The organism is Proteus sp. G2626 (genome assembly GCF_009915985.1).
GTDB lineage: Bacteria > Pseudomonadota > Gammaproteobacteria > Enterobacterales > Enterobacteriaceae > Proteus > Proteus vulgaris.
On the sequence record NZ_JAABNH010000029.1, the window covers coordinates 23,039 to 35,240 of the forward strand.

At 37.5% G+C, this 12,202-nt stretch carries 13 protein-coding genes; 2 read left to right on the forward strand and 11 right to left on the reverse strand.

The genetic code is table 11. From position 1 onward, the window contains the following. Positions 1 to 104 precede the first annotated feature (104 nt). From proW to nrdH, 6 genes are all read right to left on the reverse strand, one after another. Complete coding sequence (gene proW / locus GWJ05_RS16375; protein WP_161681507.1) at positions 105 to 1,307, reverse strand: glycine betaine/L-proline ABC transporter permease ProW; 1,203 nt, start codon at positions 1,305 to 1,307, stop codon at positions 105 to 107. Next, complete coding sequence (gene proV, locus GWJ05_RS16380; protein ID WP_036938597.1) at positions 1,300 to 2,499, reverse strand: glycine betaine/L-proline ABC transporter ATP-binding protein ProV; 1,200 nt, start codon at positions 2,497 to 2,499, stop codon at positions 1,300 to 1,302. The genes proW and proV overlap by 8 nt, the downstream gene beginning before the upstream one ends. Before the next feature lie 622 nt (positions 2,500 to 3,121). Beyond that, positions 3,122 to 4,090 carry a class 1b ribonucleoside-diphosphate reductase subunit beta gene (gene nrdF / locus GWJ05_RS16385; protein ID WP_036938595.1) on the reverse strand — a complete coding sequence of 323 codons (969 nt, stop codon included), beginning with the start codon at positions 4,088 to 4,090 and terminating at the stop codon, positions 3,122 to 3,124. 24 nt (positions 4,091 to 4,114) lie between these two features. Next, positions 4,115 to 6,241 (reverse strand): class 1b ribonucleoside-diphosphate reductase subunit alpha, encoded by a 2,127-nt coding sequence (gene nrdE, locus GWJ05_RS16390; protein ID WP_161681508.1) that lies wholly within the window; start codon positions 6,239 to 6,241, stop codon positions 4,115 to 4,117. Between the two features lie 5 nt (positions 6,242 to 6,246). After that, positions 6,247 to 6,666, reverse strand: a complete 420-nt coding sequence (gene nrdI / locus GWJ05_RS16395) for a class Ib ribonucleoside-diphosphate reductase assembly flavoprotein NrdI (RefSeq protein WP_036938593.1) — start codon at positions 6,664 to 6,666, stop codon at positions 6,247 to 6,249. Between the two features lie 11 nt (positions 6,667 to 6,677). Continuing rightward, entirely contained in the window at positions 6,678 to 6,902 is a 225-nt protein-coding gene (nrdH, locus tag GWJ05_RS16400) for a glutaredoxin-like protein NrdH (RefSeq protein WP_036938591.1), read from the reverse strand. Positions 6,903 to 7,186: 284 nt separating this feature from the next. Between nrdH and GWJ05_RS16405 the strand changes: the two genes are divergently transcribed. Both GWJ05_RS16405 and cspE read left to right on the forward strand, forming a co-directional pair. Next, entirely contained in the window at positions 7,187 to 7,660 is a 474-nt protein-coding gene (locus tag GWJ05_RS16405) for a methylated-DNA--[protein]-cysteine S-methyltransferase (RefSeq protein ID WP_036938589.1), read from the forward strand. 197 nt (positions 7,661 to 7,857) lie between these two features. After that, the gene (gene cspE / locus GWJ05_RS16410) at positions 7,858 to 8,067 is read left to right on the forward strand and encodes a transcription antiterminator/RNA stability regulator CspE (RefSeq protein ID WP_023581133.1); all 210 of its coding nucleotides are present in this window, start codon (positions 7,858 to 7,860) and stop codon (positions 8,065 to 8,067) included. A 100-nt stretch (positions 8,068 to 8,167) separates the two neighbouring features. On the opposite strand, the gene crcB is transcribed toward cspE, so the two are convergent. From crcB to dacA, 5 genes are all read right to left on the reverse strand, one after another. After that, positions 8,168 to 8,542, reverse strand: a complete 375-nt coding sequence (crcB, locus tag GWJ05_RS16415) for a fluoride efflux transporter CrcB (protein WP_036938587.1) — start codon at positions 8,540 to 8,542, stop codon at positions 8,168 to 8,170. 13 nt (positions 8,543 to 8,555) lie between these two features. Continuing rightward, positions 8,556 to 9,521 carry a lipoyl synthase gene (gene lipA / locus GWJ05_RS16420; RefSeq protein WP_161681509.1) on the reverse strand — a complete coding sequence of 322 codons (966 nt, stop codon included), beginning with the start codon at positions 9,519 to 9,521 and terminating at the stop codon, positions 8,556 to 8,558. Positions 9,522 to 9,625: 104 nt separating this feature from the next. Further along, positions 9,626 to 10,267, reverse strand: coding sequence for a lipoyl(octanoyl) transferase LipB (gene lipB, locus GWJ05_RS16425; protein WP_036938582.1), 642 nt, complete (start codon positions 10,265 to 10,267; stop codon positions 9,626 to 9,628). Between the two features lie 158 nt (positions 10,268 to 10,425). Further along, positions 10,426 to 10,689 carry a DUF493 family protein YbeD gene (gene ybeD / locus GWJ05_RS16430; protein WP_036912266.1) on the reverse strand — a complete coding sequence of 88 codons (264 nt, stop codon included), beginning with the start codon at positions 10,687 to 10,689 and terminating at the stop codon, positions 10,426 to 10,428. Between the two features lie 198 nt (positions 10,690 to 10,887). After that, entirely contained in the window at positions 10,888 to 12,099 is a 1,212-nt protein-coding gene (dacA, locus tag GWJ05_RS16435) for a D-alanyl-D-alanine carboxypeptidase DacA (protein ID WP_036938579.1), read from the reverse strand. Between the last annotated feature and the right edge of the window lie 103 nt (positions 12,100 to 12,202).

Genomic DNA, 12,202 nt, shown 5'->3' on the forward strand with positions numbered 1-12,202 from the left:
TGTGATGGTAAGAGATAAATAGCGACAGCGAACTGTCGCCTCTATTTCTTATATTGATTGAACGTGATGTTTTTTATAGATTTTTAATTAATAGTGAATATATATTACGATGCTTTTTTGCCAAAGAGTCGGCAAATTAAGCCAATAGGACCTGTCATATACCAGCATCGGTTACCTTTATGACGGCTATTTTGACCTAAAGATTGTGTTAATCGGTCAAGGATAATCGCAAGAATAACAATACCGGCCCCTCCGACGGCAGCAAGCCCCATATCAAGGCGACCAATACCACGCAATACCATTTGACCTAATCCACCAACGGCTATCATTGATGCAATAACAACCATTGAAAGTGCTAACATCAAGGTTTGGTTTACACCAGCCATAATGGTTGGCATAGCGAGTGGCAATTGCACTTTAAACAACATTTGTCGAGGATTTGCCCCAAATGATTGAGCAGCTTCAATTAAATCCTCTGGCACTTGTTTGATCCCTAAAATGGTTAGTCTCACAATAGGTGGCAATGCAAAAATGATAGTGACTACAACTCCCGGTACATTACCAATACCAAATAGCATCACGATGGGCACTAAGTAGACGAATGCGGGTGTGGTCTGCATGGCATCGAGCAAAGGACGGACGATTTTTGATGCTCTATCACTACTAGCAAGCCATATCCCTAAAGGAAGCCCGATTATTAGACAGAATAGTAAGGAGGTAAGAACTAAAGCAAGGGTAACCATGGCTTCAGACCACGCGCCAATAGCACCAATTAATATCAGTGAGATAAACGAAGTGATCCCCATTACTTTGCCTGAAAGTTGCCATGCAATCAGTGAAAATAGAATAATGGCAACAGGTGCTGGCATTGAGGTTAAGAAATTTTCAAAACCACTTAACACAAAATCAACGGGTACACGGATGCCTTGGAAAACGGGGCGAAAGTGTAACACGATCCAGTCAATCGCTTCAGTAACCCATGAATCTAAAGGGATAAGTGTGTTGTGAAAGGGATCCATAAGATTAAAAGAATCTGACGTAACATCGGTAGGTGTTGCATCTAACCAGTCAGTGCCTGTAGATGATGTATTAATATTTTCACTACCGCTACCTGTTGTTCCCCATGGATCGGTATCTGCTGATGAACTATCAGTACTACTCCAAGGGTCGCTTTCGGTTGTACTTGTATTGGTTGTTGCCCAAGGATCATCATTTACGCTATGGGGTGTCTCTTGTGTGGTATCGCTTGTGGTTGTTTCTTGGGAAGTGGTATCCCATGCAGTATCTTGATTATTTGTATTACTCATTTGGCGTCTCCTTATCCAGTGCTTGTAGTAACATTCCTTTAGAAATCAAACCTATATAACGGTTTTTTTCATCAATAACAGGAATAGCACAGGGAGATTGTGCAACCGTTGAAATCAGCTCATTTAGAGGGGTATCACCATTAATGGCACAGGGTTCGGATAAAATAGCTGATTCAATAGACCGTTTATTTTTGAGAGCCTCTTCAAGAGAATTTACCGAAACAATACCGATAAACTTTCTACCTCGCTCAATGAGATAACCAAAATTTCTATCTTCATCTTCAAGCACTTTTAATGCTGAGCGAGGACCAAAGCCAGGTGCGATATGCAATAAGGTTTCAGGGCGACGTTTGGCGATATCTTTGGCACTAAATACGTGGCTAATATCAACCCCACGGAAGAATGTACGCACATAATCATTAGCTGGGTTATTGAGTATTTCATCCGGTGTACCGATTTGGACTACAACTCCACCTTGCATAATGGCAATTCGATCACCAATACGCATTGCTTCGTCAAGATCATGAGAAATAAATACAATAGTACGCTGTTTATCGCCTTGTAAGCTCAATAATTCATCTTGCATTTCGGTACGAATTAAAGGGTCAAGTGCTGAGAAAGCCTCATCCATTAATAAGATATCGGGATCATTGGCTAAAGCACGAGCTAGGCCAATACGTTGACGCATTCCGCCTGATAGCTCATCAGGCCAAGAATGAGCATAACTACCAAGATTGACTTGCTCTAATGCATCCATTGCTTTTTTATAACGCTCGTCTTTGCTTAATCCTGCGAGATCCATTCCGAAGGCTGTGTTATCAAGTATGTTCATATGTGGCATTAAGGCGAATGACTGAAATACCATACTGATTTTTTTACGGCGTACTTGGCGTAACTCTTTATCCGACATAGTCGCAATATTTTCGCCATCAATAAGCACTTCTCCTTTTGTAGGAGAGATCAGACGATTGAGAAGGCGGACTAGTGTGGATTTACCGGAGCCAGATAAGCCCATAATGACAAATATTTCGCCTTCTTCAATTGCCAGATTTGCATTTTGAACGCCTACTGTAAGCCCTGTTTTATCAAAAATCTGATCTTTATTCATACCAGATTCTAATAATTCAAAGGCACGTTTAGGATGTTCGCCAAATACCTTGTAGAGGTTTTTCACTTCAAGTTTAATTGCCATGCAATATATAGTTTCCTATTTAAATATTAGAAGGAATAAATTAAATATTAATTAATGAGTATCGTTATTTTCCTAAAATAAAATTTTTAGTAAGGGAAATACCCTACCACAATGATCGAGTCTGACAACCCTATGTTCATTATAATTAATTAAAAAAAATCTCTTTTTTTAATTGTTTTTTTAATGATTAATAATTAAATAAAGTGAAATATAAATTTATTGTTAAGCGTTGATATATTGGTTAACCAACTGAAATAACTTTCTTTTTTTAGATATTGAGATTTTAATTAGGATCTCAATAAAAAGAATAATGAAAGAGTAAAGAAACAGCAGAAAGTAAGAAAAATAAAAATGAAAAAAAACCAAAATACATTAGATAATCTAATTAATGTTACCCTGATCTGAGTGGCTATTTAAGAAAAACTGAAAAATCATTCGTAAAAAATTGGTTATTTGAATAAATCGAACGGTAAAAATCATACAATTAGTTGCTTTTATGAACAATAAAAAATGCATTAAAAAATAAATTATATTTTTCAATGCATTATGTTTTTATGTTGATATATAATTAATTTGAATGTATTGCTATTCTGTGGTCATATTTGATAGTTAATAAGAGAAATTAAAAATCCCAATCATCATCTTCGGTGTTAATGGTTTTTCCAATAACATAGGATGAACCCGAGCCAGAAAAGAAATCGTGATTTTCATTAGCATCAGGTGACAGTGATGATAGAATAGCAGCACTGACATTTGTTATTTCATCAGGGAATAAGGCCTCATAACCTAAATTCATTAATGCTTTATTTGCATTATAATGAAGGAATTTTTTTACATCTTCAGTCCAACCAACTGTGTCATAAAGATCTTCGGTATATTTAACTTCATTGTCATATAAATCTAATAATAATGAGAACGCAAAATCTTTAATATCTTGTTTTTCTAATTCAGATTTACTTAATAAATGATTTTGAAATTTATAGCCAATATAATAACCATGAACGGCTTCATCACGAATAATAAGTCGAATTAAATCAGCTGTATTCGTTAATTTTCCTCTACTTGACCAATACATAGGTAAATAGAATCCGGAGTAAAATAAAAATGATTCTAAAAATACGCTAGCGATTTTCTTCTTTAAAGGATCAGGGTCTTGGTAGTAGCGCAGAATAATATCAGCTTTCTTTTGTAGATAAGGATTTTCTTCACTCCAACGATATGCTTCATCAACATCTGCTGTTAAACAGAGGGTGGAAAATATTGAACTGTAAGAGCGAGCATGAACCGCTTCCATAAAACAGATATTGGATAATACCGCTTCTTCATGTGGCGTCAGTGCATCGGGTATCAATGTCGGCGCCCCCACAGTATTTTGAATAGTATCCAGTAATGTTAATCCAGTAAAAACACGAATAGTGAGCTGTTTTTCGGCTTGTGTTAAGGTGCTCCAAGAAGGAATGTCATTAGAGAGTGGAATTTTTTCAGGTAACCAAAAATTCATGGTTAAACGATTCCAAACTTCTAAATCTTTTTCATCCTCAATACGATTCCAGTTAATTGCATTAACGTGACTTAATAAAGGTGATGACATGTTATATTTTCCTTCTTGTAATTATTAAAGTGCACACGAAACACAGCCTTTTATTTCAGTGCCTGCTAATGCGGATTGTCGGATACGAATGTAATACAAGGTTTTAATACCCTTACGCCATGCATAAATTTGCGCTTTGTTAATATCTCTTGTTGTGGCTTCATCAGAAAAGAACAACGTTAGTGATAAACCTTGATCAATATGTTGTGACGCTTCTGCATAGGTGTCGATAATTTTTTCTGCACCAATTTCATAAGCATCTTGATAATACTGGCGATTTTCATTAGTCATAAATGGGGCTGGATAATAAACCCGTCCAATTTTACCTTCTTTCCTGATTTCTATTGGGGCTACAATAGGATGAATGCTTGATGTGGAATGATTGATATAGGAGATAGATCCGGTCGGGGGGATCGCTTGTAAGTTTTGGTTATAAATCCCATATGTCATAATAGACAACTGGAGTGTTTGCCAATCTTCTTGTGTAGGAATATGAATATTCGATTGGCTAAATAACTGGTGGACTTTTTGTGTTTTAGGCAACCATTGTTGTGATACATACTTATTAAAGTATTCACCTGTTGCGTATTTTGAATTCTTAAAACCTTTAAAGTGTTGTTTTTTTTCAATAGCTAATTGGTTTGAAGCTAATAACGCATAATAAGTGACGGTATAAAAATAGATATTGGTGAAATCTAATGCTTCTTCAGAGCCGTAATAAATTCCTTCACGTGCTAAGTAGCCATGCAAATTCATTTGCCCTAAACCAATCGCATGAGAAGTGAGATTACCTTTTTCAATAGAAGGAACAGACTCAATTTTCGTCATTTCAGAGACATTGCTTAATGCTCTAACTGCAGTGCTGACGGTATGAGCGAAGTTAGGGGAGTCCATTGCCATAGCAATATTCATAGAACCTAAGTTACAACTGATGTCATGACCGATATGGCGATAGCTTAAATCTGGATGATACTGACTTGCGCTGTTGACTTGTAAAATTTCAGAGCAAAGATTACTCATGTTAATTCTACCCGCAATAGGATTTGCTCGATTTACCGCATCTTCAAACATGATATAAGGATAGCCAGATTCAAATTGAATTTCGGCAAGTGTTTGGAAGAACTCTCTCGCTTTAATTTTCTTTTTACGAATTTGTGAGTTATTCACCATCTCACTGTATTTTTCGCTAATACTGATTTCTGACATTGGTACGCCATAAACACGCTCTACATCATAAGGTGAGAAGAGATACATATCTTCATTGCGTTTCGCTAACTCAAATGTGATATCTGGAATTACTACGCCTAAAGAGAGTGTTTTGATCCTGACTTTTTCATCTGCATTTTCTCTTTTTGTATCAAGAAAATAATAAATATCAGGGTGGTGGGCATGAAGATAAACTGCTCCTGCGCCTTGCCTTGCACCTAATTGGTTTGCATAGGAAAACGCATCTTCAAGCATTTTCATAACAGGGACAACCCCTGAAGATTGATTTTCAATTCGTTTAATGGGTGCACCGGCTTCACGTAAATTAGTGAGTAGAAATGCGACACCACCTCCCCGTTTAGAAAGCTGTAATGCCGAATTTACCGATCGACCAATAGATTCCATATTATCTTCGATACGCAATAGAAAGCAGGAAACCAACTCACCACGCTGTTGTTTTCCACAATTTAGGAATGTTGGTGTGGCGGGTTGGAAACGACCACTAATAATTTCATCAACAAGATGAATGGCAAGCTCGGTATCACCTTTTGCAAGGGTGAGGGCAACCATACAGACGCGATCTTCATAGCGTTCAAGGTAACGCTCGCCATCAAATGTTTTTAAGGTGTAACTGGTATAGTACTTAAAAGCCCCTAAAAAAGATTGAAAGCGAAATTTTTTGCTATAAGCATGTTTGAATAGCTGTTTGATAAAGGCAAATTCATATTGTTCTAGCACTTGAGTTTCGTAATAGTGTTGCTGTACTAAAAACTCGAGCTTTTCTTTTAGATCATGAAAAAATACCGTATTTTGATTTACATGTTGACGAAAAAAATGATGCGTTGCTAATTTGTCTTTATCAAACTGAATATTACCTTGCTCATCATAGAGATTTAGCATGGCGTTTAAGGCATGGTAATCAAGTTGTTCTATTGATGTTGTCATGTTAATTATCTCGTGACACATTGGTCTGCCAGATTAGACCAAAACGTCCTTAAGCCGGTTTTTACGCGTTTTTCATCTTCTGGTGTGCCTAATAATTCAAATCGATACAAAAAAGGGATTTGGCATTTTTGTGCAATGATGTCACCTGCTAACCCATAAGCTGCACCAAAGTTTGTATTTCCAGAAGCAATAACACCACGTATTAATTGACGATTTTCAGGAATATTTAAAAACTGAATAACCGCCTTAGGAACTGCACCTTTAGTTCCACCGCCACCATAAGTAGGGCAAAGCAACACAAAGGGTTGTGTTGCGAGCAAGATTTCATCTTCAATAATTCTAGTCGCTTGTAAATTGAGCTTTTGCACAAAGCGATGACAGTTTTCTGAGCGACTTGAGAAATAGATCAAAGGTGCAGTTTGCATAAGAGGCTCCTTTAGAGCGTAATTTGTCCTATCTTATCAGGGCAGAAACCGGACCAATGTTGTTCTCCATGAACAACGACGGGAACTTGGCGATATCCCATAGAGACAATTTGCGCTAAGGCTTGTGTATCTTGGGTCAGATCAACTGCAACAAATGGAATGTTTTTTTGTTTTAACGCACGCTCTGTGGCGCTGCATTGAACGCAATTTGGCTTGGTATAGAGGATAACAGACATAAAAAATAACCCTTATAAAAATATGGATGCGTCTGTTTTCACATCCATAATGAGAAGTACTTAAATACTATATATAGAGTTATTTATTTTCAACCATACAATATATGGTGTTTTTGTATTTTGATAATGATTATCATTAAAATTAAAAGGTTAGCGCACTAATTTTATTTTTTCATCACTCGATGGATCAATTTTTATTAGATATACGAGTAATTAGATGATTGCTTTATCAATCCAGCATGATTTAATCTTATTGTTACAGACAAATCAGCAGAGAAAATATTATGTACCAAGACTATCTCGATGCACCTATAGGTTTCCCAAAACCCTATATCTCTATTACAGCAAATGAAAAAGGGATCACCAGCCTCTATTTTGTAAATGATAAAGATATTGCTGTGAATTCAAGCACTGTTATTAAACAGTGCATAAAACAACTAAAAGAGTATTTTGCAGGTAATCGTACAACTTTTTCTATCCCGTTGGCGCCAGAGGGAACAGAATTCCAAAGTCGAGTTTGGAAAACATTACAAACTATTCCTTTTGGCGAAGTTTGGAGTTATAAAAAATTGGCACTTACATTAGGTTCAGTCAATTATTGCAGAGCGGTAGGAATGGCGAATTCACGAAATCCGATTTCTTTAATTATTCCTTGTCATCGTGTTATTGGCCATAACGGCAAGTTAGTCGGTTACACGGGGGGGGTGGATATTAAGCGTTGGCTACTTCAATATGAAAAAATAGAGATTGATGAATAGTTCAGATTGTAAGTATTAAGTATTGTTTCTTAAGTGAACGCTGTGTTAAGTCATGGGATTTGTCTGAATATTAATCATTTGGCAGAAAAAAAATGTGAGTTTCGTGATCTAGACTGTGGACAGGGAATCATCATTTTTGTTTTACTATAGCCAACGCAAAACGCTTGCGTTTATTTTCTATTTTAAAGGTAAACTTGATGTCTAAATTAAAAGGTAACGTTAAGTGGTTTAACGAAACTAAAGGTTTTGGTTTTATCACTCCAGAAGATGGCAGTAAAGATGTATTTGTACACTTTTCCGCTATTACATCAGAAGGCTTTAAAACCCTTGCTGAAGGTCAAAAAGTAGAGTTTGAAGTTACTGACGGCGCGAAAGGGCCATCTGCTGCAAACGTTGTCGCTATCTAATTAACGACTTCTTTGAGACAGTAAAAACCCGTTGAATAACGGGTTTTTATGTTCTTATATAGTTAAACCCGTTGAATAACGGGTTTTTATGTTTCTAGTATTACATTTCACGTAATAACCAAAATGCAAATGCAGTCATTAAAAATGATCCCGCTAAGTTAGCGCCCATTGTACTTAATGCCCATCCAATTTTACCTTCCGTTAAGAGTGCAACCACTTCAACCGAAAAGGTTGAGAAGGTTGTCAAACCGCCACAAAAGCCCGTTGTTAGCATAATTTTCCAAATAGGATCAATATGCGGTGCTTTGCTAAACCAAGCAATACCAAAAGCAATAATAAAGGCACCAATACAGTTAGCAATAAAGGTGCCTGTGGCAAAATGTGGAAGAATAGAATTTAGGCGGTAGCTAATCAGCCAGCGTAATACGCTACCTAAACCACCACCTATAAATACAGCAATTGCAATATTAAGCATGAGAGATTAATTGTTATTTAACCTCAATCCCCTGAGCTTGAAGATCGGCATGATAAGATGAGCGAACAAACGGCCCACAAGCTGCATGGGTAAAACCCATCGCAAGTGCTTGCTCTTTCATATATTCAAACTCGTCAGGACTGACGTAGCGTTGAACAGGAAGATGGTGACGACTTGGCTGTAGATATTGCCCTAATGTCAGCATCGTTACCCTATGTTTACGCAGATCACGCATAACGTCAATGATTTCTTCGTTGGTTTCCCCAAGGCCAACCATTAAACCTGATTTTGTCGGAATATCAGGATGTGCTTGCTTAAATCGCTCTAGCAATGTTAATGACCATTGATAGTTAGCACCTGGACGTACTTGGCGATAAACACGAGGAACGTTCTCTAAGTTATGGTTAAAGACATCAGGTGGCGTATCTGTGAGGATCTCAAGAGCTTTATCCATACGGCCACGAAAATCAGGAACTAATGTTTCAATACGAATAGTGGGATTTTTTGCGCGAATAGCTGAAATACAATCAGCAAAATGCTGAGCGCCACCATCACGTAAATCATCACGGTCTACAGAGGTAATAACGACGTAGCGTAATCCCATATCTTTAATGGTTTGAGCAAGTTTTTCTGGCTCTTGTGGATCGGGTGCATTTGGGCGACCATGTGCGACATCGCAAAACGGGCAACGGCGTGTGCAGATTGCGCCTAAGATCATAAAGGTCGCTGTTCCATGGTTAAAGCACTCTGCAAGGTTAGGGCAAGATGCTTCTTCACACACAGAATGAAGGCCATTTTTACGCATTGCTGCTTTGATGCCTTGAATTTTACTTGAATCAGCGGGCAGCTTTATTTTCATCCAATCAGGTTTGCGTAGCAGTTGTTCACGTTCTGTAGCGACTGTTTTAACAGGAATAAGTGCCATTTTATCGGCATCGCGATATTTGACTCCGCGTTCCATCTGAATAGGTTTACTCATAATTGTGCCAGTTCCAGTTATCTAGAGTGATTAACACGATGTGACTGAGGTAATCAGGGTTTTAAAAAAAAATGACAAATGTTAAAAAAATTATAGCATTTTTATTACTGTGGTTGGAATCCTAGTTGTGTACAAAAATGCTTAACTAATAATGGTGCTACCTGTGTAGTTGTCGTATTAGGAGCAAAATCAATTAACTGTGTCATTTTCAGATCAGAATAACCACAAGGATTTATTCGTGCAAAAGGGGATAAATCCATATCGATATTGAGGGCTAAGCCGTGAAAGGAGCAACCTTTACGGATACGTAACCCTAATGAACAAATTTTATCGCCTTTAACATACACACCCGGTGCATCCGCGCGAGCATAGGCTTCTACATTAAATTCCGCTAGCGTTTTAATAACGGTATTTTCAAGTGCTGTGACTAATTGGCGAACACCAATATGGTTACGTTTTAAATCCACTAAAACATACATGACTTGTTGGCCTGGGCCATGATAAGTCACCTGACCTCCACGATCAGATTGAATAACAGGAATAGACCCTGTGTTTAATAAATGTTCAGCTTTACCAGCCTGACCTTGAGTAAAAACTTGTTCATGTTGAACGAGCCATATTTCATCAGGCGTGTGACTTTCCCGTTTTTCCGTAAACTGATGCATAGAATCAGAAACCGGTAAATAGGGTTTCACACCTAATTGGCGAATAATGATTGTTTTGTCTTGCACCGTGAAAATCTTCATTTGTAGCGTAATTGTGAAGAGCAGTATAACGCCCCAGTAAATGAACTACCAGATTGAGATGTTTTTTTTCCGAAGAAGAGAGAAAATGAGAGGGATTAAGATAAGAAAAAGCGCCTTAGGAAGGCGCTTTTGAAAAAATGATCTTTTAAGTAAAGGGATTAAAGAACCATACGAACTAGTTCAAGCTCACCTAACTCTTTATAGAGCGTTTCGACTTGATCGATATGAGTTGCATTGATGGTAATAGACACGGAATGGTAATTACCTTTACTACTTGGCTTTACCGAAGGTGTGTAATCACCAGGGGCATGACGTTGAATAACTTCAACGACTTGATCAACTAATTCTGGTTTTGCATGACCCATCACTTTATAAGTGAAAGAACATGGGAACTCTAACAGTTCGTTTAATTTTGTTTTCATCATAATGTAATTCCTTAAGACAACAGATACTGTTGTTTTAATAATCTATTTTTACACCTAATCGTAATAAATAAAAAGCGCATTCCTTTATTAATAAGGAATGCGATACTGGTAATTAGGGTAAATAAAGGAATGATAAATGTATTTATGCCAATATCTATATAAGCTATATGTGGTCACATTTACCTTTTTCAACTCTTAGCCAAACCAGTGGGAGAATAATAATTTGATGTAATCGATAATGCGACTAAAGAAACCACCTTCTTTTACTTCATTCATCACTACGAGAGGGGACTGTTCGATAATTTGCCCATCAAGTTGGAAATTAATGGTTCCAACAACTTGGTTTTTAGTGACGGGGGCATGCAGTTCTACATTATCAAGTACATAACTCGCTTTTAAGTCTTTTAAACGGCCACGAGGAATAGTTAAATAAACATCTTTATCTACACCTAATTGTACTTTATCTGTTTCGCCATACCAAATTGGCTCTGCCGCAAATTCTTTACCCACTTGTAGTGGCTTTACCGTTTCAAAGAAGCGAAATCCCCAAGTCAGTAGTTTTTTACTTTCAGCATCACGGCCTTTAGATGAATGCCCCCCCATTACTGCTGAAATTAAGCGCATGTCGCCTTCGGTTGCAGAAGCGACTAAATTATAACCTGCTGATGCGGTGTGACCTGTTTTAATACCATCCACATTTAAACTGGTATCCCATAACAATCCATTGCGATTTACTTGGCGGATATTGTTGTAAGTATATTCTTTTTCTTTGTATATGGCATATTCGTCAGGTACATCACGAATTAATGCGGCACCAATCAGCGCCATATCACGAGCAGAGCTATATTGCCCCGGGGCATCAAGACCATGTACTGTTTGGAATTGCGTATTTTGTAAACCGAGGCGCTTAACGTAATCATTCATCATAGTCACAAATGTATCTTGACTACCTGCGATATAAGAGGCCATTGCCACACAAGCATCATTACCTGATTGCAAATTAATACCACGGGTTAATTGTGCAACAGTAACTTGGTCGCCTGGTTTTAAGAACATTAAAGAAGAGCCACGGAAAACTGGATTACCTGTTGCCCAAGCTTCTTCACCAATAGGGACAATATCATTATTAGTAATTTTACCTGCGCGAATAGACTGTCCAATAACATAACTGGTCATCATTTTGGTTAAACTCGCAGGATCACGACGAACATCCGCATTCATTTCAGCCAGCACTTTCCCAGAATTATAATCAATAAGAATATAAGATTCGGCTTCAATATTAGGAACAGCGGGTATCATTGTTTTTAGTGAATCATCAGCCAGACTTTGATGCGTTACTGTCAATAAAGCAAAAGTGGCACTTAATAGGCTCGTTCTTAGTGATTTAGCGGGTAGTGTTTGTTTCATTCTGTTTGTTTAATCCGAAAATTCAGGGAAAAATAGGGGCTGATAAATAAAACATCAGCAAACTCAGACGATTCTACGCTTGAGTTTGCTGATATAAAAAGGA

What these genes read in the sequence shown, in the direction of transcription:
- proW (WP_161681507.1), bottom strand. Translation starts at nt 1,307, where the DNA reads ATGAGTAATACAAATAATCAAGATACTGCATGGGATACCACTTCCCAA.
- proV (WP_036938597.1), bottom strand. Translation starts at nt 2,499, where the DNA reads ATGGCAATTAAACTTGAAGTGAAAAACCTCTACAAGGTATTTGGCGAA.
- nrdF (WP_036938595.1), bottom strand. Translation starts at nt 4,090, where the DNA reads ATGTCATCACCTTTATTAAGTCACGTTAATGCAATTAACTGGAATCGT.
- nrdE (WP_161681508.1), bottom strand. Translation starts at nt 6,241, where the DNA reads ATGACAACATCAATAGAACAACTTGATTACCATGCCTTAAACGCCATG.
- nrdI (WP_036938593.1), bottom strand. Translation starts at nt 6,666, where the DNA reads ATGCAAACTGCACCTTTGATCTATTTCTCAAGTCGCTCAGAAAACTGT.
- nrdH (WP_036938591.1), bottom strand. Translation starts at nt 6,902, where the DNA reads ATGTCTGTTATCCTCTATACCAAGCCAAATTGCGTTCAATGCAGCGCC.
- GWJ05_RS16405 (WP_036938589.1), top strand. Translation starts at nt 7,187, where the DNA reads ATGTACCAAGACTATCTCGATGCACCTATAGGTTTCCCAAAACCCTAT.
- cspE (WP_023581133.1), top strand. Translation starts at nt 7,858, where the DNA reads ATGTCTAAATTAAAAGGTAACGTTAAGTGGTTTAACGAAACTAAAGGT.
- crcB (WP_036938587.1), bottom strand. Translation starts at nt 8,542, where the DNA reads ATGCTTAATATTGCAATTGCTGTATTTATAGGTGGTGGTTTAGGTAGC.
- lipA (WP_161681509.1), bottom strand. Translation starts at nt 9,521, where the DNA reads ATGAGTAAACCTATTCAGATGGAACGCGGAGTCAAATATCGCGATGCC.
- lipB (WP_036938582.1), bottom strand. Translation starts at nt 10,267, where the DNA reads ATGAAGATTTTCACGGTGCAAGACAAAACAATCATTATTCGCCAATTA.
- ybeD (WP_036912266.1), bottom strand. Translation starts at nt 10,689, where the DNA reads ATGAAAACAAAATTAAACGAACTGTTAGAGTTCCCATGTTCTTTCACT.
- dacA (WP_036938579.1), bottom strand. Translation starts at nt 12,099, where the DNA reads ATGAAACAAACACTACCCGCTAAATCACTAAGAACGAGCCTATTAAGT.